The sequence below is a fragment of the Blautia sp. CGZ-1-C1 genome (genome assembly GCF_056504575.1).
In genome coordinates this window covers 1-26,362 of record NZ_JBWLUT010000041.1, presented here as the reverse complement: position 1 = coordinate 26,362, position 26,362 = coordinate 1, and the positions used below count along the sequence as shown (strand labels likewise).

Annotated in this window: 26 protein-coding genes and 2 pseudogenes; 5 read left to right on the top strand and 23 right to left on the bottom strand. The window is 41.5% G+C overall.

All coding sequences use genetic code 11. The features are described from left to right. Positions 1-77: 77 nt before the first annotated feature. On the top strand, positions 78-1,013 hold the full coding sequence (locus tag AC058W_RS02500) for a LysR family transcriptional regulator (protein ID WP_117676748.1): 936 nt from the start codon (positions 78-80) through the stop codon (positions 1,011-1,013). Between the two features lie 78 nt (positions 1,014-1,091). Here the strand turns inward: AC058W_RS02500 and AC058W_RS02495 are convergent, their stop codons facing one another. Together AC058W_RS02495 and AC058W_RS02490 are read right to left on the bottom strand one after the other, a co-directional pair. After that, complete coding sequence (locus tag AC058W_RS02495; protein ID WP_117845219.1) at positions 1,092-2,093, bottom strand: asparaginase; 1,002 nt, start codon at positions 2,091-2,093, stop codon at positions 1,092-1,094. After that, positions 2,090-3,523, bottom strand: a complete 1,434-nt coding sequence (locus AC058W_RS02490) for a purine-cytosine permease family protein (RefSeq protein WP_117676746.1) — start codon at positions 3,521-3,523, stop codon at positions 2,090-2,092. Before AC058W_RS02490 ends, AC058W_RS02495 begins: the two co-directional genes overlap by 4 nt. 284 nt (positions 3,524-3,807) lie before the next feature. On the opposite strand from AC058W_RS02490, the gene AC058W_RS02485 reads away from it, so the two are divergent. From AC058W_RS02485 to AC058W_RS02475, 3 genes are all read left to right on the top strand, one after another. Beyond that, positions 3,808-4,452, top strand: coding sequence for a GntR family transcriptional regulator (locus tag AC058W_RS02485; RefSeq protein ID WP_117845221.1), 645 nt, complete (start codon positions 3,808-3,810; stop codon positions 4,450-4,452). A 19-nt stretch (positions 4,453-4,471) separates the two neighbouring features. Then, entirely contained in the window at positions 4,472-5,221 is a 750-nt protein-coding gene (locus AC058W_RS02480) for a creatininase family protein (RefSeq protein ID WP_117676744.1), read from the top strand. 278 nt (positions 5,222-5,499) lie between these two features. Next, entirely contained in the window at positions 5,500-5,679 is a 180-nt protein-coding gene (locus AC058W_RS02475) for a hypothetical protein (RefSeq protein WP_479389667.1), read from the top strand. Between the two features lie 190 nt (positions 5,680-5,869). On the opposite strand, the gene xylB is transcribed toward AC058W_RS02475, so the two are convergent. From xylB to AC058W_RS02415, 12 genes and pseudogenes are all read right to left on the bottom strand, one after another. Next, a complete protein-coding gene (xylB, locus tag AC058W_RS02470; RefSeq protein WP_117676742.1) occupies positions 5,870-7,327 on the bottom strand; it encodes a xylulokinase in 1,458 nt (485 codons plus the stop codon). A 245-nt stretch (positions 7,328-7,572) separates the two neighbouring features. Then, positions 7,573-9,057, bottom strand: a complete 1,485-nt coding sequence (locus AC058W_RS02465) for an L-fucose/L-arabinose isomerase family protein (RefSeq protein ID WP_055199736.1) — start codon at positions 9,055-9,057, stop codon at positions 7,573-7,575. Positions 9,058-9,234: 177 nt separating this feature from the next. Then, on the bottom strand, positions 9,235-9,852 hold the full coding sequence (locus AC058W_RS02460) for a DUF4867 family protein (RefSeq protein WP_117845233.1): 618 nt from the start codon (positions 9,850-9,852) through the stop codon (positions 9,235-9,237). 141 nt (positions 9,853-9,993) lie between these two features. Continuing rightward, a complete protein-coding gene (locus AC058W_RS02455) occupies positions 9,994-10,842 on the bottom strand; it encodes an AraC family transcriptional regulator (RefSeq protein WP_118137713.1) in 849 nt (282 codons plus the stop codon). A gap of 383 nt (positions 10,843-11,225) precedes the next feature. Then, positions 11,226-11,663 carry a GatB/YqeY domain-containing protein gene (locus tag AC058W_RS02450; RefSeq protein WP_117676738.1) on the bottom strand — a complete coding sequence of 146 codons (438 nt, stop codon included), beginning with the start codon at positions 11,661-11,663 and terminating at the stop codon, positions 11,226-11,228. A gap of 90 nt (positions 11,664-11,753) precedes the next feature. Continuing rightward, positions 11,754-13,715, bottom strand: a complete 1,962-nt coding sequence (locus AC058W_RS02445; RefSeq protein ID WP_479389666.1) for a DUF5107 domain-containing protein — start codon at positions 13,713-13,715, stop codon at positions 11,754-11,756. Continuing rightward, a pseudogene (locus AC058W_RS02440) lies at positions 13,705-15,226 on the bottom strand (ATP-binding protein). The gene AC058W_RS02445 and the pseudogene AC058W_RS02440 overlap by 11 nt, the downstream one beginning before the upstream one ends. Positions 15,227-15,281: 55 nt before the next feature. Then, complete coding sequence (locus tag AC058W_RS02435; RefSeq protein WP_479389665.1) at positions 15,282-16,649, bottom strand: vWA domain-containing protein; 1,368 nt, start codon at positions 16,647-16,649, stop codon at positions 15,282-15,284. A gap of 21 nt (positions 16,650-16,670) precedes the next feature. Further along, a complete protein-coding gene (locus AC058W_RS02430; RefSeq protein ID WP_118591238.1) occupies positions 16,671-17,675 on the bottom strand; it encodes a leucine-rich repeat protein in 1,005 nt (334 codons plus the stop codon). A 96-nt stretch (positions 17,676-17,771) separates the two neighbouring features. Continuing rightward, positions 17,772-18,470 (bottom strand): metallophosphoesterase, encoded by a 699-nt coding sequence (locus AC058W_RS02425; RefSeq protein ID WP_479389664.1) that lies wholly within the window; start codon positions 18,468-18,470, stop codon positions 17,772-17,774. A 31-nt stretch (positions 18,471-18,501) separates the two neighbouring features. After that, complete coding sequence (locus AC058W_RS02420) at positions 18,502-19,020, bottom strand: GNAT family N-acetyltransferase (protein ID WP_118137701.1); 519 nt, start codon at positions 19,018-19,020, stop codon at positions 18,502-18,504. A gap of 76 nt (positions 19,021-19,096) precedes the next feature. Continuing rightward, positions 19,097-19,333 carry a purine biosynthesis protein PurH gene (locus tag AC058W_RS02415; RefSeq protein ID WP_479389663.1) on the bottom strand — a complete coding sequence of 79 codons (237 nt, stop codon included), beginning with the start codon at positions 19,331-19,333 and terminating at the stop codon, positions 19,097-19,099. Between the two features lie 291 nt (positions 19,334-19,624). Here AC058W_RS02415 and AC058W_RS02410 point away from each other — a divergent pair, with 291 nt between their 5' ends. After that, positions 19,625-20,656, top strand: a complete 1,032-nt coding sequence (locus AC058W_RS02410) for a 3-deoxy-7-phosphoheptulonate synthase (protein WP_479389662.1) — start codon at positions 19,625-19,627, stop codon at positions 20,654-20,656. Positions 20,657-20,763: 107 nt separating this feature from the next. On the opposite strand, the gene AC058W_RS02405 is transcribed toward AC058W_RS02410, so the two are convergent. The 9 genes and pseudogenes from AC058W_RS02405 to AC058W_RS02365 all read right to left on the bottom strand — a co-directional run. Then, entirely contained in the window at positions 20,764-21,960 is a 1,197-nt protein-coding gene (locus AC058W_RS02405; RefSeq protein WP_242986824.1) for a DVU_1553 family AMP-dependent CoA ligase, read from the bottom strand. After that, positions 21,957-23,282 carry a radical SAM (seleno)protein TrsS gene (gene trsS, locus AC058W_RS02400; RefSeq protein WP_055199675.1) on the bottom strand — a complete coding sequence of 442 codons (1,326 nt, stop codon included), beginning with the start codon at positions 23,280-23,282 and terminating at the stop codon, positions 21,957-21,959. The genes AC058W_RS02405 and trsS overlap by 4 nt, the downstream gene beginning before the upstream one ends. Continuing rightward, positions 23,279-23,710 (bottom strand): DVU_1555 family C-GCAxxG-C-C protein, encoded by a 432-nt coding sequence (locus tag AC058W_RS02395; protein ID WP_055199674.1) that lies wholly within the window; start codon positions 23,708-23,710, stop codon positions 23,279-23,281. The genes trsS and AC058W_RS02395 overlap by 4 nt, the downstream gene beginning before the upstream one ends. Before the next feature lie 3 nt (positions 23,711-23,713). Continuing rightward, positions 23,714-24,247: a class I SAM-dependent methyltransferase gene (locus AC058W_RS02390; protein WP_055199673.1), complete on the bottom strand. Its 534-nt coding sequence runs from the start codon at positions 24,245-24,247 to the stop codon at positions 23,714-23,716. After that, the gene (locus AC058W_RS02385) at positions 24,248-24,469 is read right to left on the bottom strand and encodes a DVU_1557 family redox protein (RefSeq protein ID WP_005427475.1); all 222 of its coding nucleotides are present in this window, start codon (positions 24,467-24,469) and stop codon (positions 24,248-24,250) included. Continuing rightward, positions 24,469-24,744, bottom strand: a complete 276-nt coding sequence (locus tag AC058W_RS02380; RefSeq protein WP_479389661.1) for a hypothetical protein — start codon at positions 24,742-24,744, stop codon at positions 24,469-24,471. The genes AC058W_RS02385 and AC058W_RS02380 overlap by 1 nt, the downstream gene beginning before the upstream one ends. Positions 24,745-24,808: 64 nt before the next feature. Then, positions 24,809-25,414: a heterodisulfide reductase-related iron-sulfur binding cluster gene (locus AC058W_RS02375; RefSeq protein ID WP_479389660.1), complete on the bottom strand. Its 606-nt coding sequence runs from the start codon at positions 25,412-25,414 to the stop codon at positions 24,809-24,811. Further along, on the bottom strand, positions 25,411-25,797 hold the full coding sequence (locus tag AC058W_RS02370; protein WP_479389659.1) for a 4Fe-4S dicluster domain-containing protein: 387 nt from the start codon (positions 25,795-25,797) through the stop codon (positions 25,411-25,413). Before AC058W_RS02370 ends, AC058W_RS02375 begins: the two co-directional genes overlap by 4 nt. A 40-nt stretch (positions 25,798-25,837) precedes the next feature. After that, positions 25,838-26,362: pseudogene (locus tag AC058W_RS02365) on the bottom strand (hypothetical protein); the annotation flags it as partial.

Here is a 26,362-nt window from a genome sequence, read left to right as displayed (position 1 = left end):
GCAATCTGGAATGAATTTTGGCTACGTTACTGAGAACGGAGTGAACAGTAACTAAGTTATATATCGGAGGAGTTTATATGTTTCAGGGAATGGAATACATCTATGAGGTATACAAGGAAAAAAGCTTTTCCAAAGCTGCTGCTGCTCTTTTCATTTCGCAGCCTTCTTTAAGCGCCAATGTAAAACGTGTAGAAAACCGTATTGGCTATCCTATTTTTGATCGAAGCACCAAACCTTTACAGTTAACCGAAGTTGGAAAACATTACATACAGGCTGTTGAAAAAGTCATGGATATTGAAAATAATCTTGAAAACTTCATACTGGATCTGGGAAATCTCAAAACAGGAACTCTCAATGTAGGTGGCAGTAACTTCTTTTCTTCATGGATTCTGCCTCCCCTTATTGCTGATTTTTCCCAAAAATTTCCACATGTTCAAATTTCTCTTGTAGAAGAAAGTACAGCAAAGCTATCCCAGTTTCTCCAGGCCGGAAAGTTAGATCTGGTGATCGATAACTGTATTCTGGATAACCAGATTTTTGAACATTATATCTATCAGAAAGAACAACTTCTTCTTGCAGTTCCCAAAAATTATTCAATCAATACCAAACTGCAGGAATATCAGATTCCTATTGAGGAAATCCGGAACGGGCAGTTCCGCTCTTCTGATATTCCTTCTGTTCCATTAAACAAATTTGAGAACGAACCATTTATTATTCTTCGTTCAGATAACGATACCGGTAAGCGTGCACTTACCATTTGTCAGGAAAATCACTTTTCACCTTCTGTAGTATTTCGCCTGGATCAGCAGATGACTGCCTATAATATTGCATGTTTGGGAATGGGCATCACTTTCATCGGGGATCTTCTGCTCTCCAGAGTTCCAACAAATTCAGAACTTGTTTTTTATAAACTGCCCGGTCAGAGCAGTAAACGCACTGTATTTTTTTACTGGAAGAAAGGCCGCTATATAAGCAGAGCCATGGAAGAATTCCTGAAGCTGCCTTTTTCCTGATATGCCATACATATCAAAAACTGCCGCCTCCACAGATTTTACTTGTGAAGACGGCAGCTTTTCTTTATCAATAGCTTTTTATTCGCATCTCAGGAGATCACAGGAAACCGGAGTATAAAATTCTTTCTGAAAGCTCTCAAAATCATTACACTTTCCAAGAAGCCACATCAACTTTGCGACTATTGCCTCCGTTGTCATATCATATGCCTGAAGGAGATGATATCTGGACATTGCCCTGAATCCAACCTCATACAATTCTACATCACTTCCCTCCAGCATTACCTGTGTAGCAATCACAACAATACATTTTTTTCTGTTAAGACATTCCAGTTTTTCCAGAAAATTTCTTTCATCTGCAAACGGAATTCCACCAACCCCATAACTTTCTATAACTACTGCTTCATAATGATCACTGATGTAATCCAATATATCTGGTGTGATTCCCGGAACAAGCTTCAAAAGAAATACTTTGGGCACCAAATGGGAATAAAAGCTGGTTGGACCGGAGTCACCTGATATATCTACGTAACGAATTACTCTGTCATTATCTATAAATGCCACAATGGGATAATTGATACTGTCAAAAGCGTTAAAACTCTTGGAACGTACTTTTCTGGCGCGTGTGCCTAGTATTACTTCTCCGTTAAATATCAGAAAAACACCATTTACATTTTCTTCACATGCAAAGCGAAAGCTATCTCTTAGATTTTTGCGGGCATCTGTAACCGTTTTAACCAGAGGTTTTTGTGCTCCTGTGATCACAACCGGCTTGTGAGGATTTTGAATCATATATGAAAGAGCTGCCGCTGTATATGCCATCGTATCCGTACCATGGGTGATAACAAATCCATCATAACAGTCAAAACGCTTTTCTATCGCCTGAACGATCATTTGCCAGTGTTCCGGTTGAATATTAGTACTGTCTACGTTCAGCAGAGACAGTATTTCTACCTGGCAGAAATCCGTTATGCCAGACAGGCTTTCTCTAAGTTCTTCTTCCGAGATTCCCGGACGCAGCCCCTGTTCAGTTTCTACAGAGGCAATTGTACCTCCTGTTAATATCAATAAAATACGCTTCATTTTTCCAATCCTGAAACAAGTTTTTCATCCACCGCTGCATCTGGTGTCATTTTATAAATAGCAATGTAAACGATAAAAGAAATCACCATTGCAACCAGACCTGACGGTAAATCTAAAGGAAGAGTTATCTTATACTGGAATACAAATCCTAAGATTGCTCCTACAGCAAAAGAGATTACCCCTGCCCAGCGGAAATTTGGATGTTTATTTAAAAGTTCCATATTGTATTTGTCTTTATTCTTTCTTCCAATTACGAAATAATCTGCAAGGATCGGCGCACATAATGGCGGAGCCATAGATCCCAGAATATTAATGAAATTTGCAAAAAACAGCTGATAAAATGCAAATGAACCAAGAACAGTTCCTATAACTCCTGCAATAATAACCAGTTTTTTTCTGGAAACATTGATTCCAAATGCATTCAAAGACGGGCCCGTATACAGAGCATTGCAATAAAGTTCACTATTGTCTGTTGTCCAGAGAGCTGTTGTCCATACCACAACACCTAAAATCGCAACAATAAAGTTCACGCCAAGCATCCAAAGTACATAATTAAAATTGCCAATATATACTGTGCCAATATATCCTACAATATTTAAAATAGGATTAGTAAGAATAAAGCATGCAGCTGCACATCCCCAGACTGCTTTTGTGCTCTTATTGAAACGGAACATGTCAACGCCCATAACCGCACCTGCAATCCAGCTTCCCACTACTGCAGTAATTGCTTCTCCCATGCCAAGTCCGTGGAGTTCATTTGCTTTATCCAAAAAGCCACCAACACCGCCACACTGAACTACATAAATAATTCCTACTACAACAGCTACGATCAGAATCAATGGAGCAAAAACATCTGATACTTTTTCTATTGCTCCCATTCCCTTCACTGCTGTAAAAGTGAAAACCAGTCCCCAGAAAACGCAGGCGATTACTACTTCCAGTGTAATAGGTGCTACTCCGGAAAATCCGTATTTTGACGGGTCAAATACAATCACTCCAGTCGGATTTCCGATGAATGCTCCCCATATATCACCAATCATTCCAAGAATACTTGAGAACCACCCTAAAGTCAGCAATGCCATTACAGCCATTGGTATAGCACTTCCCTTATATCCATAAGAAAAACGTGCAAGCAGAGAAAGATTTAACCCTGTTTTCTGTGCGACAATCCCAAGGAAACATGTAACCAGATACAATGCTCCCATGCCAAGAATAATAGCCATCATTGCCTGTGAAGGTGGCATACCGCCTGTTCCACCGTAACCGCCTAAAGTTCCGCCAATGATCAGACCGGTTACTGCATATCCAAAACCGATCCATACCATGAACTGGCTTCGGGTCGAACGACGTGCCGACATCGGAACTGGTTCCAGCATAAATTCTCCATCATTTCCCGGCATATCTACAGTAGTGTTGTTTTTTTCTTCCATAGCTTTCTGTTCCTTTCCCTTTTTAATTCATTCATTCTTTACCCATTCCAAAGAGCCTCCACTTATGTCCGCACAAACGTATACCAGATGTATATCACAGAAATACATCTGCGTCAATAATTTTCTAAATCTTTCTTCAAAACCGTCGAAAGTAACAATCTTTTTCTGTGATTTTTGTTAGTATTCTGGTGATATACGTAGTTGCAAGTTACTGGTATTACATTTATAATGTGTTTAAATTCATTTATTCCATTCTTTATCTTTTTATTGAGGAGTGTCCATATATGATGATATCAAACGTTAATAAAAAAAATTTTTCTACTACGGAGACCATTCTGCAGCAGCTTCGAAATGATATTAATAATCTACACTATAATGATCAATTCATTACAGAAGCAGAAGTCTCGTCCCGTTTTCAAGTAAGCAGAACACCTGCAAGAGAAGCACTGAATATATTATGTCAGGAAGGTATCCTTGAAAAAATTCCCCGAAAGGGTTATCTAATCCGTAAACTGTCTCTTTCAGAGCTTCAGGAACTATGTCAATATCGTTCTATTCTTGAATGTGGAGCTGTTGAATATGCAATCCGATTTGCATCTGATTCCGAACTGGAAAAAATTTATCAGATTGCCAGTAAAAAAATTGATTTGAATGATTCTAATTTTTACACTCATTACAATGAGCTTAATCTGGAATTCCATCTTTCCATTGCTCGTATTACGAATAACTCTTATCTGATTTCAGCAATGGAAAATGTTTTTTATCGGCTCCGAAGAGATCTTGTAATTGATGGACGTTCTAATCTTGAAAATTCTCTGGATATGCATATTCAGCTGGCAGCAGCTATGAAAAAACGGGATTTGGAACAGGCGCGCAGAATTACAGCTGATCAGATTGAATTCGTAGAAAAAAGATTATATTTACATTAAATCAAAGGAGAATACGATTATGTTAAATGAATTATGGAAAATGACAGCCCATCAGGTAAAAGAAGCAAACTTTACAAAAGCAATCATTTCAATTGGTTCCTGCGAAGCGCATGGACAGCATATTGCCGAAGGCTGCGATACTTTAGTTGCTTATAAATTGTCTAAACAAATCGCTGACCAGGTTGATGGTATGATGGTCATTCCTCCAATCACTATCGGATACAGTGCACATTATGACAGTTTTCCATTTTCTCTGACATTAAGCTATGATACAACTATTGCAGTTCTCTACGATACTATTGAATCTGTTCTTCGCAATGGTATTAATCATATTTTTATCATGAACGGACATGATGGAAATATTGCACCAATTGAAATTGCTTCCCGAAAAATTAAAGAGAAATATCCGGAGGCTCAAATCGCTGCTCTTACACAGTGGTGGGTTGCTGCCGGAAATCTTCTTCCTAAAGACACTTTTGAAGTATGGGATGGACTGGGACATGCAGGCGAGGGCGAGACTTCAATTGCTTACTATCTGTTCCCTGACTGGTGTGAACCGGAATATGCAACATGTGTAGTGCCGAATCTCCCATCAGAAGTAGAAATAAAATGGGATTTTTCAGAGCTTACAGATACTGCCCAGACAGGCGATGCTACAAAAGGTACCGCTGAAAAAGGTAAAAAAATGAACGATGTTATCGTTGAACATGTGGTAAAAACCTTAAAAGAGCTTGATGCTACAGACTGGAAATATAAACCTGTAAAATAATTTCAGCTTAGACACGCTCTAATATTTCTATTCATATCAGCACCCGGTAAATGAGGATTGTGAATATGGACGAACACAAAATCAGAACTGAATATGTAAACAGAGATCGTCAGGTGATATCTGATGTAGTCAATCGGATATTCGCAATCCGCTTTCGCTACTTGCTCATAACCAAATAACTGCTTCGCAGTTTATCAGAAGGGGCTTGTACCCCTTCTGATACAAGCAAGTCCCCACCCACTGCTTATTGCTCTTCGCAATTGAAGCAGGGGACTTACTTGATTTGGTTAAAAAATCGTTTTTATCCTATGGTATCCAGCAGATCCAAGGATTCATATATTTTCGATGAAGAAGAGTGTAAAGAGGCCGTAAGGATACTTCAACAAGCTATCCTTGACGTAAAATCCGGTATGGTAAGTGATGAAGACATAGCAGAATATATCCTTGGTTCCTGCTAATTTATCCACATATTCTCAATGGGGTTGTTGCACTGAATAATGCAACAACCCCATTTTCTTTTTAACTCATATTTTTCTATTCTGGCCCAATAGTGTATCAAACAGATAAAATCCATCCACTTCGCTACTTTTTATAACCGAATAACTGCTTATTGCTTTTCACAACCGCCGCAGTACTTCCTTGATTCGATTAGAACAGTGGCTTCATAGCCGGATACAGAGTTCTGAACTTCTGATATCTCTCTTCATATTTTGCAACCAATTCAGGATCCGGTTCTACTGTATCAACAACTTTAGCAAATTTCTTACCGATTGTTTCTACATCCGGATAAGCGCCACAGCCTACTGCTGCAAGCATTGCGCCACCCATGGATGGTCCTTCTTCATTTTCCAGAACATCTACTTTCAGGTTCATAACGTTAGCAATAATCTTCTTCCAAAGCGGGCTCTTAGCTCCACCACCACAGATTTTTGTTCTCTCAATCTTGATTCCAAGACTTCTTGCAACTTCCAAAGAATCACGAAGTCCAAATGCAACACCTTCCAGAACAGCCTGTGTCATATCAGCTCTTGTGCTGTCCATGGACATTCCGAAGAATACGCCTCTTGCATCCGGGTTATTGTGCGGAGAACGTTCTCCCATCAGGTATGGCAGGAAGAACACATTATTCTCTCCAAGCTTCTGAATCGGAGCCTGCTCTGCTGCGAAATCCTTTGTCTGAAGAATCTCCTCTGCCCACCATTTGTTACAGGAAGCTGCGCTGAGCATGCATCCCATCAGATGATAACTTCCATCTGCATGGCAGAAAGAATGAAGTGCATTGTTTTCATCCACACCAAAGTTCTTGCTGGAAATAAATACAGTTCCGGATGTTCCAAGAGAAATATTGCACTGTCCGTCACCAACTGTACCTGTTCCAACAGCTGCTGCCGCGTTATCTCCGGCACCTGCAACAACTTTTACATCTTCTGAGAATCCAAGTTCTTTTGCAATTTCAGGTTTCAGAGTTCCTACTACTTCCCAGCTCTCATACAGTTTCGGAAGCTGTTCTTCTGTGATACCGCAGATTTCCAGCATTTCCTTTGACCAGCAACGGTTCTTTACATCAAGCAGAAGCATACCGGAAGCATCGGAAACATCTGTGCAGAAAGAACCAGACAGACGATATGCCAGGTAATCTTTCGGCAGCATAATTTTAACTACTTTCTTGAAATTCTCAGGTTCATTTTTCTGCATCCAGAGAATCTTCGGCGCTGTAAATCCTGCAAAAGCAATATTTGCTGTATATTCAGAGAGTTTCTCTTTTCCGATCACAGTATTCAGATACTCTGTTTCCTCGCCTGTACGACCATCATTCCAGAGAATTGCAGGACGGATTACATTGTCATCTTTGTCCAGAGTTACCAGACCATGCATCTGACCGCCGAAACCAATTCCTGCTACCTGAGTTCTGTCAATATCCTTTGTCAGTTCTTTCATACCTTCCATGCTCTGTGCAAACCAGTCTTCCGGTTTCTGTTCAGACCAGCCTGGATGCGGGAAAAATAACGGGTATTCTTTTGAAACAATATTACAGATTTTTCCTGAATCTTCCATAAGAAGAAGTTTTACAGCGGAAGTACCAAGGTCAATACCGATATAATACATAACTTTATTCTCCTTTTTATCACATTACTATTTGCATTTCATTATTACTGATTTAGTTCCATTCATTATTATCACGATTTGATAACAGGGCATCTGATATGAAATCAGTTACTCTCTATTATTGAATGGATTTCTCACATTCACTTAATCTAATACATCCCAGGGTAAACCCCCGGGATGCCTTATAATTATCGTGTCAGTCTATTATCATTTATAATTCAGATTCAATCTTTATCAAATTCTGATTATCCCCATGGATTCTCTGTTGGGTATCTTACGCCTGCCGGCTGGTTATATCCGATTTCTTCAACCGGTACACCGATATATTTGAATACTTCAAACAGAGCTTTTCCATAATGTCCGAATGCTACTGCTCCGTGATGTGGGTATCCTCCCTCGATCAGTACATGACGGTAGAAACGTCCCATTTCCGGAATAGCGAATACACCGATAGAACCAAAGGATTTCGTTGCAACAGGAAGAACTTCACCATGTGCAATATATCCACGAAGTTTGTTATCAGCTGTGCTCTGCAGACGATAGAATGTGATATCTCCAGGTACGATATCTCCTTCAAGAGTTCCGTTTGTAACCTCTACCGGAAGAGATCTTGCCATGATCATCTGGTTCTTCATCTCACAGAAGGAAAGCTTGCTGGAAGCTGTATTTCCACAATGGAATCCCATGAATGTATCTTTCAGTGTGTAGTTATATTTGCCTTCGATAGACTCTTTGTACATATCCTTCGGTACAGAGTTGTTGATGTCAAGCAGTGTAACTGTATCCTGGCTTACAACTGTTCCGATGAACTCACTTAATGTACCATAGATATCAACTTCACAGGATACCGGGATGCCCTGAGCTGTCAGACGGCTGTTTACATAGCAAGGAACGAATCCGAACTGTGTCTGGAATGCCGGCCAGCATTTTCCTGTTAATGTTACATATTTACGATATCCTCTGTGAGCCTCTACCCAGTCTTTCAGAGTCAGTTCATACTGAGCAAGTTTCTCAAGAATTTCAGGTTTCTTGTTTCCTGCACCAAGTTCTTCTTCCATTTCTTTAACAACTGCCGGGATTCTCTCATCTCCTGCATGTTTGTTGAATGCTTCGAACAGATCAAGTTCAGAGTTCTCTTCGATTTCAACACCAAGGTTGTAAAGCTGTTTGATCGGAGCGTTACAAGCAAGGAAGTTTGTTGGACGTGGTCCAAAGCTGATGATCTTTAAGTTGCTTAATCCTTCAACTGCTCTTGCGATTGGAAGGAAGTCATGGATCATATCTGCGCAGTCTTCTGCGTCACCAACCGGATATTCCGGAATATATGCTTTTACATTACGAAGCTGTAAGTTGTAGCTTGCATTTAACATACCGCAGTATGCATCTCCACGTCCCTGGATCAGGTCGCCCTGTGTTTCTTCAGCTGCTGCACAGAACATCTTCGGTCCTTCGAAGTGTTTAGCAAGAAGTGTTTCGGAAATTTCCGGTCCGAAGTTTCCAAGATATACGCAAAGTGCGTTACATCCGGCTTTCTTGATATCTTCAAGAGCCTGAACCATATGGATTTCGCTCTCTACGATACAGATTGGACATTCATAAATGTCTTCTGCACCATATTTCTTTGTATAAGCCTCTACAAGTGCTTTTCTTCTGTTTACGGAAAGGCTTTCCGGGAAACAGTCACGGCTTACTGCTACGATTCCGACTTTTACTTTTGGCATGTTATCGATCATGATTAATTCTCCTTTTTTCTTTCTGAAATTCCTTATGTTAAATATTAGGTTTCGTTCTGATTATTATTTTCAAAAACCATATCATTCTGATTCTATTGCCGGTTACTGTTTACAATTGCTCTATATTCGTAACCTGCTCACTCTGTCCACAGAGTTCTGACCGGATTATTGAAATCAGTCAATTGTGATATTCTCTCCGCGAAGTCCGTTTACTGCACCTTCAATCGCTGCATCTTCATGTGCGATGAGCCATTTATTCTTAGCTGTCAGTAAGCTGTCCTCGCCTGTTTTTGCAGTTTCAAATGTGAGATCAGTATTCGTTCCTGCCGGAAGTACAACTACACACTGGAATCCGCCATCCTGTACATTGCATGGTGCATAATGAAGTGTTGTTGCATATACTTCAATACCTGTTCCTGCCGGTACAAGGAATGCTTCGATCTTAGAAGTGTCATATGTAAGCTCATCAGTAATATCCTGCTGGCTTCCAATCAGCAGAACCAGATCTGTCACTGCCACATTGATCTCTGAACTGCGATGATACTCTACCGCATTCAATTTCTTGTTATGTCCGTTGCAATATCCAATCTCAATCGGAATTCCGCCGAAACCTTTATTCTGTAATTCCTTTGCTACATCTAATGCTTCCAGTTCTTCTACAGAAGGAACATAAACGACATCATCCGGAACCGGTGTGTGTTTCATTTCTTTAAGAAGAGCACTGAAATCATACCCCTCAAGCACCTTTCCATATTTACGGAAAGAAGCGTCTGCTACATTCTGAATCTTCACCTGTAGACCTCCTTTTTTTCTCTGGTGAACCGACAAGTTGATTCTCGAAATAATCTTATTGGCTCACTAAGAACTTTCACGTTATCTTTACTGTGACTTGAGTATAGCAGACAGGCTATCCCTTTTCGCCATTTTTCTTGACTATTCTATAGCGTTTTTTTGACCTTTTTGATTTTCCTGCTTACGCATCTCACTCGGCAGAATCCCGTATCTCTTCTGAAATTCCCCCGAAAAGCCGCGGCTGCTGCAAAATCCGTTATCCAGTGCAATCTGACTAATCGTACGGTCCGTATTCATCAAATCTCTGTACGCATATGCCATACGAATGTCCTGCAAATAAGTTTTATAGTTAATTTTTGCATATTTTTGAAACATTCGCGACAAATACGCATCAGAATAACCAAATGTAGCCGCCAGATCTGAAAGTTTCAGATCTTCTTTATAATGTTCACGCATATAAGTGGTAATTTTTGACAAAGTATCCAACTTACGGCTATGCCGTATCTCCTTCTCATGCGCCTCCGTCAATCGATAATTCTTGACCAGCATATACATAATCTCATAAAACAAAGACATCGTCCTGAATTCATATCCCGTATCTCTCGCTGTATAAACCTTATACAACTTCTTAATCAGCGAAGCCAGCTTTCCATCCGCATCCGCATCCTGACTGCGAAACCGAATAAAACGCTGCGCCGTAAAATAATTCTCAAACTGCTTCAGAGGAATCTGCAACACCACAGTCTTGTTTCGCTCTGCCGCATGAATCGAATGAATCTCATTAGAATTAATAATAAGTTGCTCCCCGGCCTTTAACGGATACTCCTCCTTATTCATAAAAAACTCCAGATGCCCCTCCATAACCGCAAAAATCTCAATCGAAGTATGCCAATGCTTCTCCCTCACATAATTACCATTTCCCCCTTCAAAAAGAAACACCTTAAACGGCAACCCCTCATTCGGAATAATCAGTTCATGCTGAAACTCCATATCCTCTCACCTCTTTCCACTATTACACTAAATTTACACATATCATTAATACCTTATCACTACCAGTAACCAGTGCGAAAAAATAGTTTATTTTGAGTGCATTTGCAGGACACTTAGATATTCTTAGGCATCAAAAATCCGCGTTATGAGAAGAAAAGTCCTTTGTCTGAGCGCCAGCGATTAATCCAGACTTTTCTTCTCATGCTTTTAGCGGATTTTTGATGCCTTAGAATATCTTAGTATCCGAAACCGCACTCAAAATAAACTATTTTTTCGCACGTCCCATCTCAAACTATAAAAAAAGAACCGCAGTATCTGGCACTTCACACGATACTGCGGTAAATCTCATATCTCACTCTGTTCCACCAGGAATCAGCAGCCTCTTATTTGCAAATCTCTGCAACCACCTGATTAATCACCTTACCGTCTGCTTTTCCCTTCAGATCAGCCATAACAGCCTTCATGATCTGTCCCTTATTCTTTGTTGCAAGAACCTCTGCAAACTTCTCTTCCAGATATGCTTTAATCTCTGCAGCATCCATCTGCTTTGGAGCATATTTAGCAATCACATCATATCTTGCCTGATATTCAGCCTTCAGATCCTCACGACTCTCCGGGCAGGTATCCAGCTGTTCTTTTACAGTTTTCAGCTCTTTCAGGATTACTCTGTCGACCAGATCACTCTTGATCTCATCACGACATCCCTCATCAATAGCCACTTTCTTTACTGCCGCAATCAGAGAAGACACCGCTTCCTTTGTCACTTTATCCTTAGCTTTCATAGCTGCAACCATATCTTTTCTTAATACTTCAAGTTCCATTTTATATTCCTCCTCGTTTCCTGTATGATTCTTTATCTCAAATCATCTTTCTATCCATCAGCATACCACTATTTATCTGAAAATCCAATGCTAATTTGCCTGGAAATTAAATTTATGTGGAAGTTTTCCCTCTTTTTTATAGACACTTTTATACAATTCTTTCCAGACTTTCCCCAGGGAATCCTCTCCTTCACGAATATCCTCTGGTATAAGACCGCCTTTACTTTCCAGTAGATCAAGCGCCTTTTTATCTTGTTTCAGCCCATGAAGTGCCTGGACATACCCCAGTTTCAGTCTGCTGTCTTCTTGTTCTTCTTTATCCAATTTCCGATAGAAATGACTTAATTCTTCATATTTCTCTGCCAGCAAAAGAATTCTGAATCCTTCTTTCAGATAGGACAGTTCTTTTCGCTCAAACGCCATTCCCTGAAGGATATATCTGCCAGCCTGATCCTTTTCATTCTGCATCAGTTTTACACAGCTAAGACCATGGAATGCCCATGCACTTTCTCTCAATTTGAGCGAATCCTCAAAAGCTTTCTCTGCCTTCCCGTAGTCTTCTTTTCGATAATATCCCAGCCCAAGCTGATAGTACGCATACCAGTTCTGTGCATTTTCTTCCATATGAGTTTCCAGAAAATCTACATTTGTCTCATCTATCATAAATTCATCTGGTGCTTCCAGTGGTTTCGGACAATGCAAAATTCCTGTTTCAAAAAAATGCTTCCATTTTTCCAAAACTGCCTCTTCTTTTGAATTTTCAGCTTGAGATTCATTTACAGCTTTCATAGAAAATTCCAGATGTTTTGTACTTTCTCCATGCACTGCAAGTGCCCCATATCCGCTTCCTCTATATACTGTCTGCGCTTTTTTTCTTGACATCTCTTTTGATGTTTCCAGTTTTTCTTTCAACTTTTCGTGAAGTCCTGTCTCAAGAATCTTTTCGGTTACCAGAACTGTACGTTCCCTGTATTCTTTCTCCAGCACATCTTCAGAAATCTGAACAGAACCATACTGTTCCATCCACTCCCAGGCTGTGTGAGGCGCCATCGGAATACATCCATACTGTGTCTTTCCAAGTCCTGCCTGAATCTCCAGATAACGTCCTGCCTTATCTGTGAGATACTCCTGCCAGTGATTAGACGCATCCTGATTTCCCCAGGAAAAAAGCTTTCTGCTACGTAAACGATCTGTCGAAATCTGCAATAAACCATAACCGGTTTCATCTATATTTGCTATATATTTCGGACATCCAGCCGGAATATCAAAGAAGTAATCTACAGATTTTTTTATAGCAGTATAATCAGAGATATCGATATTCTCTACTATCGGAAGATCTACCTTCGTAACCTGTGTTCCTCTTGATGTAAATGCCTGTACCGCCGGCACAACAACTCTTCCGTTTTCGTATTCCGGAACCGCCATATTACTCCACCAGTACATTGGTACTACTTCTTTTCCTTCATTTACAATACGCATCCGGCAATTCAAAAAGCTGCTGTCTTTTTCCAGCCAGAAGTCCATCTGATAAGTCACTTTTCGAATACGCTCATATTCATACATACGCAGAACCGGTTCCCCATCTTCATTAACAGTCTGTGCGGTGTAAAGCGGTTCAGTTGTAAAAGGATTATGTCCGATAATACCTATGTTCCATTCCACACCTCCGCTAAACCAGGCGTTACGTACTGCCAGATTGCTAAACTGCAGAACATCATTGGTATACAACAGGTTTCTTCCTGTATATTTATCCCAGAGTTCCCATAACCTGCCTCCGAATTCCGGAAGAAATACAGCCTTTAAATATCTGTTCTCAAGAACTGCTGTATGTATTTCCATCTCCTTAAGCTCTCTTGTATAAGTGTTCCTCTGCCGATATGGATAAGCACTTTTTACGCGTCCATATCCTTCATAGATCTCATCTGTCTCGTCCAGATGAAATTCCAGCTGATTCTGCATAGTCAGTTCTCCAAGGAGATCTGGCACGCAGCTCTCCTTTCCCAGATCAGCCATTCTGATTTTTTTTGTCTCAAATCTTAATTCAGACACCATCCGTAATCCCCCGTTTCATTGTACTTTCCAATTCCTCCATCTGCCCCAGGATCAGTTTCTCGTCTATCATCAAACAATAGTCCCTTATTATGACGATAATACTGATCTGAGCCATTTTCCCGGATAAACCAGATACTGTAAAAGTTTGCATTCAATTCTGTAATAAATGCTACCATTTCCTGGCTGTCTCCAAAAGCTGCCTCCATAAAATCAAAAACGTTCTGCAATGTCTGAGAAACCGTTTCTGTCTGCTTTTCCAAACCATCTGCCTCTCTGGAAAAAGCTTCCTTTACTTTCTCGTAAATATCACATTCGGCCTGCGTTATCCCTTCCATCTTCAGCCAGATATTTTCCAGAAAAGTATTGACTCTGAGAAACGTTTTCTCCTCATTTCGAGTCAGCAGTTCTGCTTTTCTTGCTGACTCCAGATCATTCTCCGCTTTCTGACAAACTGCCTTCAGAGAAATATTTGCAAGGTTGTCTCTATAATATACCATATATTCATACAGTTTTGTTATATAAGAATCCGTTAAATAACATTCTGTAAATAGCTGACTTAATTTTCCATTTAAAAGTCCCACCAGACTTAGGTGTTCGTCCAAAGATGCATTTCTTATTTTCTGTATGGTAATCTGCGTCCATTTTCCCTGCAGTAATTCTTCAACTGCATAGTCTGTCTTATATTTGTTGTACAATGCCAGATATGCGGCAAAATCCTTCGCAATCATAGGGTGTTGAATATATTGACATACCACTTCCCTGTCCACATCTTTTCCCAGTGTTTCATACACCTGAATCAGCCTGGAAAGATCCTCCCATCCTCTGGCGGTGGCAAAAATACGACCATCTACTGTATTCTCCATTCTGTAGAAATTCTTTCTGCGAAGCTCCAGATAAGAAATCACTGCCGGATGGATTCCCTGCTCATAAGCATACTCTTTCCATACCTCAAAGTCCGGCTGTACATCAATTCTCTTGATTCGGTCGAGGGTTACCACGTCAAATTCGCGGACAGATTTATTATATTCCGGTGGATTTCCTGCCGTCACGATCACCCAGCCTTCCGGTACTTTCTGATTGCCAAAAGTCTTTCCCTGAAGGAACTGGAGCATCATCGGTGCTAAAGTTTCCGATACGCAGTTGATCTCATCGATAAACAGAATTCCCTCCTTCAATCCGGTCTTTTCCATCTTTTCATAGACAGATGCAATAATCTCACTCATTGTATATTCTGTGACAGAAAAACTTTCACTTCCAAAGGTTTTCTCTTTGATAAAGGGTAGTCCTACTGCACTCTGTCTGGTGTGATGAGTGATGGTATAAGATACCAGACCTACCTTACATTCCCTGGCGATCTGTTCCATGATCTGCGTCTTACCGATTCCCGGTGCCCCCATAAGGAGAATTGGTCTCTGGCGTATGGCAGGGATCAGATATTCCCCAAATTCATCCTTCGCAAGGTATGCTTCTATTGAGTCTTTTATCTCCTGTTTTGCTCGTTTTATATCCATAATGTAAATCCTTTCCTGCTGAACACTTCTTACTTTTACTCAGTTTTTTATTTCATTACCTGTCTGACTTATCAAAATCATCCTCATCCAGGATCAGTTTCATGGCCCATACCGGTACATCCACATCTCTGTAATTATCCTGCATAAACGCAAACGCAGTCTTATATGGCGGCATTTTCTTCGGGTAAATTCCGAATCCGTCTGTAAAATAGATCAACCCTTTCAGGTTATAAAATTCATGCTGTTCCAGCAGTTTGTCCACCCATTCAAATGCAGGTCTGAAGTCTGTTCCGCCATCTCCATACAGTTCCAGATGTTCCATATAATCTTTCATTTCTTTCTGAGAAGTAATCTTTTTATCTGTGTGGACTTTCTCATCACACTGAATGATGTGCACATTTATTTTTGTAAAAAAGTTCTCGCTTTCACTAAGTACACCGTAGGTTTCTTCCAGAAACTTTCTCACCAGTTCTCCCGAACAGGACATGGAAGTATCGATGACGATCACGAACTCCTCTATCTTCTTAACTTCTTTGGATTCCAGTGGTTCGATCAGCGGCATATTTCCATAGAGGCGCAGACCATAGGTATAGAAATTATAATCAAAACTGTCATCATCCACTGCCAGTTCTTCGTGAAAAACTGCAAATTTTCGCAGGAATTCTCTGTAATCGTATCGCCTTCTGTTCTCTGTTTTTATCTGCTCCAGGAAATCTCCATCCCGCTCACCTGCCTCCTGTGAAAAGGTTTCCAGATCCGTCTCGATTCCATCATTGATCTCTCCCCATTTGCGGCTGAGCATGGGATTCGGTTTCTGATCCGGTTTCTTGCTTTCCCAGTATCTGTGATCATCTGTGCGAAATTCCTGTTCCAGATTTGTAAGATCCTTTTCACTCAGATTCCATTCTGACAATATTTTATACACTCTCTGTGCATTAAGAGTTTTGCCCTCTTTTTCAAGGAGACGGTAGGTTTCCCTTCGCAGAAGACTGCGTGAGAAACGGATACTCCGATAGTTCATCCCATCTATCATATGCTCCACTGCAATGTCACAGCTCAGATCACGCATACGTTCCTGGATTGTAATTTCATCGTCTGCCCTCTTCCTGCCTTCTGCACCTCTCCATGCAAAATGCCGGAAAATACAGTGGAATACCATGTGCAGATACCCTCTGTTCACCAGAATCCTGTTCTCTCTATATAAACCTCCCAGCATCTGTGGCTGGAAATACATCACTCTTCCGTCAGTTCCAAACCCTTGGATCTGACCATCCATCTGATAAGAAAAACTGCTCAGCGCCACATCCAAAAACCGCATTCCCAGATATAATTCATCCCTCGCAGCCCTGAGAATACTGCTGCCGATCTCCTGCAGACGCTCTGCTCTTTCTGCTATTTCCTGTGTTTTATCCTCTGGCTCCATCCTTATTTTCCTCTATATCTATCACAGTTCAAACCTCTTTTTTCTCATTATATTTTTTCTATTCAAAAGTTTTTCTGTAGTTTCTGCCTGGTTATCCACCAGATTTGCTCTTTCATTCATCAGGAATGCGGATACTTCCGTTTCTTTTCTCTTAGATGCACAATCCAGCGCAGAATCGATTCCTTCCAGTGTCCAGAGTTTTTGCGAAGATATCATTTCCAATCTGTGCATATCCTCCTGCTTTACCAGATATTCTGCAATATCTCTCAGATTCTTACGGATATATTCCCTGTAATTCTCCCTGGCTTTCCCGGTCAGTCCATAGGGAAACTCCAGTCTGCCAAATGACATATCCACCAGAACCTCCAGCTTATCCATGGCCACCGCCATTTCAAAAAGCCTGTCATATTCCTGATAATTCAGCTCCTTATCATAAAAACACTGTCTGTAATTACTTCCTGATCCATGATATTCCGTATACAGAATACGCGCCGGAGTGTTCTCAACCGCCTCATCATAATGCTCCGGAAATACAAGCCTTGCTTCTTCATGCTCATAGAGAAAGTTCACATCAATCCTCTGCCACATCTCGCCCAGCATTTCCTTAACTCCTGACTTCTTTCCCTGTCTCATATGAACAGTCAGCTTCTCCAATGCATGGCAGCCTGTAAATGCACCACAGCCTATCTGCATCAGGCTGTCAGAAAACTCCAGCTTTTTCAGATTTCCGCAGCCATAAAAAATATATCGTCCAATCTCTTTTAAAGTGTGAGGAAAAACAATCTCCTCCACGTCATTTCCTGCCAGAACATGTTCTTCTCTGCCAAATCCAAGACCATCTGACACTTCCCACAGGCAGGCATTTTTCAGTTCTTCCTTCTCTTCCATATGGCTGGAAAATGCATAGGGTGCCGCACTGACCACCAATTTATCCTCTATCATTCCCGGAATCTCAACTCTGCCCTCTATTCCAAAACACCGCAAAATCTCAATCCCGCCAGATTTCTCTCTGTAGTAAATCTTCATTTTCTCATTTCTCCCCGAAGATATTTTCTCTCAAAGCACATAAAATCATCCCTGAAAAGTATAATACTTCCCAGGGATTTTTTCCAGACAATATAATTAGCGTAAAACCAGCTCCGGTTTAAAATTCAGATAATCACCTGACACCAGCTTGTACTCTATTCCATCCACATAGCCTTTAAAGCTGTCATCATACCGTTTCTCTCCATGACAGTGAGAATAGATTACCTTCTCGACGCCAAATTCCTGTGCCATCAGGGTAAACGGACTCTCCATTTCTCCAATACTGGTTGGCGGATAATGGAGAAACATGATAAACTTCTCGTATCCTGCCGCCTTTGCCCCTTCAAAAGAGCAGCGCAGCCTCCCCAGTTCCCTCTCTCGGATCTTCAGGAAATGCTCATAGCTGTCTTTTCCTTCATAGCAGTAACCTTTGGTTCCCACCAGCGCATAATCCTCATATGTATAAAAATTATTCTGCAAAAATTCCAGCTTTCCCCTGAACATCTCATTCAGATTTTCTGTCTTCTTTGCATCCCAGAACATATCGTGATTTCCCCGAAGCAGAATCTTCCTGCCTGGCAGAGCCATAATAAAATCCAGATCTGCCTGACACTCTGCAAGATCTCTCCCCCAGGAATGATCTCCGGTAATCACCACTGTATCATTCTCTGTTACTTTTCTCTTCCAGTGCTTCTCGATCTTAGCCACATGATTCTTCCATCTTTTATCAAATACATCCATAGGTTTATTGACTGTAAACGAAAGATGAAAATCACCGATTGCATATAGGCTCATTGTACACTCTCCTGTCTGTTCTGCTCGTTAATTATTTTCCAATCTCAATGCTCATGGCATGCCAGGTTTCTCCGCCCCAGGTGGAGTTTGCCTGACCCAGATCTGTAAAGCCGAATTTCTCATACATCTTTACCTTCTCATCCAGACAGGTGAGGAAAAGTTTCTTTCGTCCTTTTTGTGCTTCTCTCTGGCCATATCTGGATACCAATTCACGACCCAGGCCCTGCATACGATATTCCGGACGGACATCCAGACCCAAAAGCATAATATTTTTTCCTTCCGGATTACTCAGAGAAATATCTGTGAAGAATTCATCTCTGAAAGCATCCTCATCTGTAGGAACTCCATTAAGAAATGCAGCCAGCTTTCCAGTTTCCTTATCCTCAGCTACCAGAAATGTTTCTGCTGTTGCTTTTATTCTCTCTGTCAGACTCTTCGGGGAACATGCCTCATTTGGCGGGAAGCAGATCTGCTCGATTTCTATTGCCTGCTGTGTCTCCTCCAGTCTGATACTTCTAAATTCAAATCTATTCATATTGTTTGTACTCATTTTATTGTCCTTCTCCTGTTATCTTGTTATTTCCTGCATATTCGGAATCTGTAAGTTTCCCATATAGTTGTTTTATCTACATCGGGCAGCTTCTCTTTGATTTCTCATCCAAATCTTCCCGTATGTAGTGTGCATTAAACTCCATGTTAATATCGCGGATTTCCTTCGTGCCATCAATATATTCCTGATACATCTCAGCCAGTCCCGCCATACAGCCATCACAGCTTGCAGAAATATTTCCAAAAGATTCTTCCACAATCTGTTTTCTTTCCTCTCTGGTTGTATCCTTTATCAGAATACTCTTGCCCTCCATAACATTCACCCCAGCTTTCTTTGGTATTCTTTTGATATTTCTTTCCTCATATCTTTTATTTGATTGTAACATCTGAAAGCATTTTTGTGAAGCTAGGAAACAAGCATAAAAAACAGTCTGATTACGCCCTTTGAAAATATATCAATTTAAAGTGTTAAAGTGCTGGAATTTTAGATAACATCATGTTATACTTGTGAAGAAAAATATGCAGGCAGTCCGGTCAGGTATAAAACATTCCTGAGTTCCGGCATTATCAAGAGCCTGTATGATATTATATGGAGGAAACAAATCATGTCTATGAAAATCAATCACGAGCTTCCTTTGCCGGAGGTTCTGAAATCTCAGTACCCTCTCAGCCAGGAACTCAAAAAAGTAAAAAAACAGAGAGATGAAGAAATACGCCGCATTTTTACCGGTGAATCAGATAAATTTGTGGTTCTTGTAGGACCCTGCTCTGCAGATAACGAAGATACAGTCTGCGAATATGTACGCAAACTGAAAACAGTGGCTGATAAAGTTTCTGACAAACTGATGATTATCCCGCGAGTTTATACAAATAAACCTCGTACCACAGGTGACGGTTATAAAGGAATGCTTCATCAGCCAGATCCTGATAAAGCTCCTGACCTTCTTGCCGGAATCATTGCTATCCGCAAGATGCACATGAGAGTTATGCAGGAGACAGGACTCTCTTCTGCAGATGAGATGCTTTATCCTGAAAACCGCAGCTATCTGGATGATATTCTCTCCTACGAAGCTGTAGGTGCTCGTTCCGTAGAGAATCAACAGCATCGTCTCACTGCCAGCGGCATGGATATTCCGGTTGGTATGAAGAATCCTACCAGTGGTGATCTCTCTGTTATGTTGAATTCCGTCACTGCTGCACAGCATCCTCATCATTTTATCTACAGAGGAAATGATGTGGAAACTTCAGGAAACGATCTGGCACATACCATTCTCCGCGGAGGTGTAAACCAGTACGGACAGACTATTCCTAACTACCACTACGAAGATCTGATGCATCTGTCTGCTTTATATGCCAAAAAAGATCTTAAGAACCCTGCCATCATCATAGATGCCAACCACTCTAATTCCAATAAACAATACAAAGAGCAGATCCGAATTGTCTCAGAAGTACTTCACAGTCGTAATTATAATCCGGAACTTAAAAAGCTGGTGAAGGGTGTTATGATTGAAAGCTATCTTCTGGAGGGCCGTCAGGATATCAGTGATCATATGACTCCTGGCTGTTCCATCACAGATCCTTGCCTCGGATGGGAAGATACAGAACGGCTGATTTATGATATTGCTGAGAAATGCTGATTTTTATGGATAATACAAATGTGAACAAATAACTATTCATAAAACAATAAACAGAACGAAATCCGGCTGACAGTCTGTGGATTTCGTTCTGTTTTCTAATAGTTTCTCTATAAAATAATACGTTTCGCAGGATACAATGCCCTATCGCTCCATTCAGCTTTTCTGCAGTCCAAAGAAATAATATTCTTCTCTGCGCAGACATTTCTGATCAGTTCTTCTCCGTTATCTGATGTAAAAAGTGCTGTGATTTCTTTTTTCCCTCCAACACTCCTTACACAGTAATCTACCAGTTCCGGAAACTGAAACAGTAATTCATCCATTTCTCTCATACTTTTGGACTGGTCGATGCGCCTTACAAAATCCAGACGCCTTACCTCACTTCCGCAGATACATTTTCCGGGGATGATACGTGTATGATCCCCGGTCCTGTATCTGATCAGAGGCTGTGCCTCCATCCCAATGGTTGTGATCACCAGTTCTCCCCATTGACCGTCAGGCAGAACATTTCCCTCTTTATCTATGATTTCTGTGATACAGTGATTCTCCCTCATGTGCATGCCCTCATGAGCCTGGCAGCAGATCGCGCCCCCAAGTCCCATCTCTCTGGAACCATAATGAGGCCAGAGTGGTGTTCCCAGAATTTTTTCTATTTCTTTCATTACTGTTTCCGGACAGGCATCCCCTGATACCAGTGCTCTCTTTATACTTCCTTTTCCACACATTCTGAGCATGGAAAGCAATGCTGTCGGCATACCTACATAAGTGTCCGGCTGTTCCTCTTCCAGGATTGTTTTTAACTCACCATAGGTTTTACTGTTCCCGGTTAAAAGGGGGTGTGCACCTATACGTCTGATTGCTTCTGCGATCAGCTCTCCCAGTCCAAAAGGACCGGAAAACGGCATGGCAACCATAGTCCTGCTTCCCGGATAAATAAACTCACCAAGTCCGGCCATAAAAAGTTCTATGGTATGTTCACAATCTCCTTCTGTATAAAATACACGTTTACCGGCACCTGTTGTTCCGCTTGTCTGTTCTGAAATGATCCTCTGTATTTCTCCCTGAGAACACAGTAACATCCTGCCCCCTTTCTGAGCAAGGTCGGATTCAGTTGTAAAGGGAAGGGCTTTCAGATCAGCAAGGCTTTCCAGCCTTTCCGGCAGATCTCTGTAAAATCCCTCCCTTTCTTTTTCTCTTTTCAGAACAGCATTCAGTTTATCCAACTGTATTTTGTTTATTGCTTCCCTTGTAATATCTGTAATTCTTTCCTGCTTACAGATCATTGCATCTATATTGGATCGTTTCACTTTCTGTATAAATATGTTCCTTTCAGATTAGTCAGATTATATGCACAGAACGGCACCATTCCATAATCAGGATCCACTTCACAGATATAACAGCGTTTCAGACGGTCAAGATCCAGATTCCAGGCATCCTGAAAGATCATGCCTGATACTGCAAAAGTTTCATTATGTATCCGGGTCAGAAACTCATCCAGCGCATCTGTCTGTGTCATTTCTCCTTCATCATAGTTTTTTGTACTGTAGCTCCACTGATTTTCCACATACTGTCTGGAATCATCACTGGTAGTACAGCAGCATCCTTTTCCTGATTTTTTTTCAAGAAGCTTCAGTTCCCGCTCCCCTTTTCTCAGATAACTTGCATGGAAGGAGCAGTAGGGATTCTCTGCTCCGCCGCCTGCAAAATCCTCAATTTTCATCAGTCCCTCTGTCTGTTCTTCAATAAGTCTCAGCATCTTTGGTATGGTGATGGGATTTGTGGGGCGCTTCTGGGAACATCTGCCAAAATAACTGATAGGCTGAAAATGTACGCCACGGACAAAGGGCATATGATCCAGACCAAATTTCAGGATATCCCCTACCTGCATATCATTTACTCCCGGCGCTATGACCGGCACAAGAGCAATACCAAGTTCTGCTTCTGAACAGTTTAAGACCGCCTTTTTCTTCAGTTCCATCATAGCCTGTCCACGTAAAGTCTCATAAACCTGATCTGTCACACCGTCAAACTGAAGAAATACTGTATTCAGTCCTGCTTTTTTCAGCTTTCTGGCATATCCATCTTCCCTGGCAAGCCGGATTCCATTAGTATTTAACTGAAAAAATGTAAATCCTTTTTCTCTTCCCATATGTATGATGTCAGGCAGATCATCTCTCATGGTTGGCTCTCCTCCTGAGAGCTGTATATTAAAGGGACCTCCGTGAGCCATCAGAAAATCATACTGTTTTTCTATTTCACAGATAGGAAGATTTCCCTTTTCCCCGCCTTCTCCTGCTGAAGCAAAGCAGACAGGGCAGTGCATATTACAGCGTTTTGTGACTTCCAGGATCATACAGCAGCCTTTTCTTTCATGTTCCTCACAGAGTCCGCAATTATCCGGACAGGATTTTTCTTTAATCTTCGGATTTACAGGAATTTCTGCTGAGAGATTTTCTCTTCCCCAGGAAAGATAATCTGCTGCATTTCCCTCCCAGATCAGAGTCTGAAATTTCCCATGAACATTGCATTCCTTTACCAGATAAATCCCGTCTTCACCAATACACTTTTTGGCAGGAACTACCTTCATACATTCCGGACAGACACTTTTTGTTTTGCCGATGGTAATCAAAGCTCCAGTACCTCCCTCTCTGTCAGTATTTCCATAACTTTTGTATAAGTATCTGCAATAAGTCCGGGACATTTCTCCATAATTATGCCCCAGTCCAGATGAGTGATATCCTTACAGTAAAAAGCTCCAAATTCTTCTTCTGTCTTCTGACGGAACCACTGATATAATTCCTGTACAGCCGGCTTCATCTGTGCATCTTCCTTCTCCTCAGGAGCCAGATTGCCGAGAAAATATCCGATGGCACAGGCACTTCCTGTCAGACACCCACAGGTATCTCCACAATAACCAATTCCTCCCCCAAGGCCTCCCATTGCCTTTACAAGCTGTGGATTTTCCTCTCCTATGGTTTCCAGAGTCATGATCATAATGATCTGTGAACAATGATATCCCATGCTGCCTAATTCCATTATTCTTTCATAAAGATCCATACACTACTCCTTTCTGCCAACTATCATGATATAGCCTATTTTTCTGCCTTTGTATTCTTTCTGCAAAAGCTTATGATCCTCGCAGCAGAATGAATCATTCCAGATTGCGTCCAGATAATATTCTCTCCAGAGAGCAGTCTGGTCCTCCTGACAGAGAATCGTAAACCCTGTTTCTTTCACAATTTCCAAAAGATTGCCCGGATCCAGATCTGACAGTAAAAGAAATCCACCTTTTTTCAGTACACGCCAGCATTCAGAAACTGCCTTTTTCTGATCTCTGCTGACAAAAAATGCACACTGGCTGATACAAAGATCCATACTGTCTGCTGCATACTGAAGGTCCAGAAAATCTCCCCTCTGCACCTCACTGCTTCGCGGAGCAAGATCCACTCCCTGCACGTTCAGACCAAATGCTTTCATGATCCGCACTGTCTCTCCCTCTCCTGCTCCCAGATCCAGCGCTTTCATTCCTTTTTTCAGTTCTATTCTTTTCAGAAGATGAATTGTCTGCTCTTCCCCTCCGGGATGTCTGTTCATCTATTTATCCTCCAGTGCACGTTCCACTGCCAGAACCTTTCCAAGAGCCAGTTCCTCCGGAACATAGACAAAGCCACATTTTGGACAGACCGGCATCTCAACAGGAAAACCGTTCTCCAGATACATAAATTTTGCTTTTCCTTTTACAAGAGGAACCTTGCATTTCATGCAGGTCAGCTTTCCCTCAGGATCAATGGTATAATATGTTCTCTCTACTGCCATTACTGTCCCACCCTTTTCATAATATTCATTCGATGACTGTATGCTCTGCGTACCAGATACCCTTCTTCTGTTTCCACAAATCGCACCCAGAATGTTACATTTCCAAGTCTGCTCCTTGTCACCAGTTCTTTTGTCTCTTCATCAAAGATCGCTTCCTGGTTTTCTCTGTAATCTGATAATACACGCTCCACATCACTTTTCAGGATCATACGTTCATCCATCATACTGATGGCATCCTCTGTATATGCAACGGTATAATCTTTTTTCTCCATCATCAGTTCCTCATTCCATATATTTTTTAAAAGCTTCTCTTTTAGCATAAGCCGGTTGTAGCGTTTCTCACTGATATCCGGCATATTGACGGCATTTGTGCCATACAGAAGTTCCAGGATATGTCTGGATTCCCTGCCTTCCCTGACAAATCGGTCCCTGCATGCCATGCAGTATGTTATATATGGGGCATCGGATCGCTTCCAGACACTTTTCTGTCATTTTATCTGCCATTTCTTTATTAGCGTAGGAAGTCAGTCCGCCGTATCCGCAGCAGGGAGACAGATCTCTGGAATATTCTGTATTTACAACAGTACACCCCATATCTGCAAGAAGCTCTCTTATTGTATCCTGTGTCTGTGTATCTCTCCTGGCACCGCAGGCATCATGTATTGCAACAGGTATCTCCAGTCCTTTTGCCTGTCCGGGAAGTCCGATCTCCTTTAAGATTTCCCAGATTCCTGTGACTCTGGCACCAAGACTCTCTTTTAACTGTTTCATACAGCTTGGACAGCCTGCTATGATCATGGGATCTCCCAGCTTTGCAAGCTCCTGCTTCAGCTGTTCATTTACCTTTTCTGTCATTTCATAGCGTCCTGCCCATTCACTGATGGCACCACAACATCCCAGCATCAGAGCAACACCTCCCTCTGTCCCTCCTGCACGTATTCTCATATGCCTCTGTGACAACATCCGGCGCTATGGCTCCTGCCTGACATCCTGGGGAAAAATACATATCTGGCAGATACTTCATATCCCGGCTGAGGTCTGCACAAAAAAGCCTCTGAATTGGAAAATAGCATATCCATCAATGCAAATTCATGAGGTGCCAGAGGCATCTTGTCTGTAGATACCATATTTTCTCTTGCAGATTTACAGACCTGGCTCATATCAAACCCATTTGGACAGGTTACAGTACACTGTCCGCAGAGTGAACAGGAATTCATCGGTTTATTCATCTGGTGATCTCCCATAATGATCTGGGTATTATTATAAATCTCACGTGCAAGAAGACCAGGGTGCTTTTTATATTCACTTAAATAGGCACAGCTTTTCATACACTCATCACAGTGGCACTGAATACATCGCTTTGCTTCCTCAATAGCTTCTTCCTTTAAATATCCATCTATGCTGCAGGGAATCTTTTTGGATCCTTTTATCCCTTCCATATTTGTATAGAGCCTGGTCAGTAACTGCTCCTTCACTGCCTCTGTTGCTGTGGGGCGAAAGATTCTGTACAAGAAGGTCTACAGTCAGGGCAGCTCTCTTTGCAGCAAAAGCCGCATCCATCACAGACCGGACCGGACCACTGACAATTCCCGCCTGTTCTCTCAGCATGATCTCTACATCTGCTGTTTCCTCAGGAGCCAGCTCTTTTGCCACCTCCTCTGAAGCACAGACCACATCTGCCTCCTTCATTTTCTCTCTGATAAACGGAAGGTCAAGACTGCATCCGAATTCAAAGGAAAGGTCCATGGAACTGAGACGTTTTACCTCATTTTTGCGATCTGATTCCGAAAGCTTTGGAGCTGCTGCTGCAATATAGGCTTCATAATCTTTCTCCTGACAGTAAATGGTTGCAGGATACATCTTCTTTTCCAGTTCCCCTGCAAGAAACAGCGG

Excerpts from the sequence above, each read along its gene's own strand:
- AC058W_RS02500 (WP_117676748.1), top strand. The coding sequence starts at position 78 with ATGTTTCAGGGAATGGAATACATCTATGAGGTATACAAGGAAAAAAGC.
- AC058W_RS02495 (WP_117845219.1), bottom strand. The coding sequence starts at position 2,093 with ATGAAGCGTATTTTATTGATATTAACAGGAGGTACAATTGCCTCTGTA.
- AC058W_RS02490 (WP_117676746.1), bottom strand. The coding sequence starts at position 3,523 with ATGGAAGAAAAAAACAACACTACTGTAGATATGCCGGGAAATGATGGA.
- AC058W_RS02485 (WP_117845221.1), top strand. The coding sequence starts at position 3,808 with ATGATGATATCAAACGTTAATAAAAAAAATTTTTCTACTACGGAGACC.
- AC058W_RS02480 (WP_117676744.1), top strand. The coding sequence starts at position 4,472 with ATGTTAAATGAATTATGGAAAATGACAGCCCATCAGGTAAAAGAAGCA.
- xylB (WP_117676742.1), bottom strand. The coding sequence starts at position 7,327 with ATGTATTATATCGGTATTGACCTTGGTACTTCCGCTGTAAAACTTCTT.
- AC058W_RS02455 (WP_118137713.1), bottom strand. The coding sequence starts at position 10,842 with ATGGAGTTTCAGCATGAACTGATTATTCCGAATGAGGGGTTGCCGTTT.
- AC058W_RS02450 (WP_117676738.1), bottom strand. The coding sequence starts at position 11,663 with ATGGAACTTGAAGTATTAAGAAAAGATATGGTTGCAGCTATGAAAGCT.
- AC058W_RS02445 (WP_479389666.1), bottom strand. The coding sequence starts at position 13,715 with ATGGTGTCTGAATTAAGATTTGAGACAAAAAAAATCAGAATGGCTGAT.
- AC058W_RS02435 (WP_479389665.1), bottom strand. The coding sequence starts at position 16,649 with ATGGAGCCAGAGGATAAAACACAGGAAATAGCAGAAAGAGCAGAGCGT.
- AC058W_RS02430 (WP_118591238.1), bottom strand. The coding sequence starts at position 17,675 with ATGAAGATTTACTACAGAGAGAAATCTGGCGGGATTGAGATTTTGCGG.
- AC058W_RS02425 (WP_479389664.1), bottom strand. The coding sequence starts at position 18,470 with ATGAGCCTATATGCAATCGGTGATTTTCATCTTTCGTTTACAGTCAAT.
- AC058W_RS02420 (WP_118137701.1), bottom strand. The coding sequence starts at position 19,020 with ATGAGTACAAACAATATGAATAGATTTGAATTTAGAAGTATCAGACTG.
- AC058W_RS02415 (WP_479389663.1), bottom strand. The coding sequence starts at position 19,333 with ATGGAGGGCAAGAGTATTCTGATAAAGGATACAACCAGAGAGGAAAGA.
- AC058W_RS02410 (WP_479389662.1), top strand. The coding sequence starts at position 19,625 with ATGTCTATGAAAATCAATCACGAGCTTCCTTTGCCGGAGGTTCTGAAA.
- AC058W_RS02395 (WP_055199674.1), bottom strand. The coding sequence starts at position 23,710 with ATGGATCTTTATGAAAGAATAATGGAATTAGGCAGCATGGGATATCAT.
- AC058W_RS02390 (WP_055199673.1), bottom strand. The coding sequence starts at position 24,247 with ATGAACAGACATCCCGGAGGGGAAGAGCAGACAATTCATCTTCTGAAA.
- AC058W_RS02385 (WP_005427475.1), bottom strand. The coding sequence starts at position 24,469 with ATGGCAGTAGAGAGAACATATTATACCATTGATCCTGAGGGAAAGCTG.
- AC058W_RS02380 (WP_479389661.1), bottom strand. The coding sequence starts at position 24,744 with ATGATGGAGAAAAAAGATTATACCGTTGCATATACAGAGGATGCCATC.
- AC058W_RS02375 (WP_479389660.1), bottom strand. The coding sequence starts at position 25,414 with ATGAGAATACGTGCAGGAGGGACAGAGGGAGGTGTTGCTCTGATGCTG.
- AC058W_RS02370 (WP_479389659.1), bottom strand. The coding sequence starts at position 25,797 with ATGAAAAGCTGTGCCTATTTAAGTGAATATAAAAAGCACCCTGGTCTT.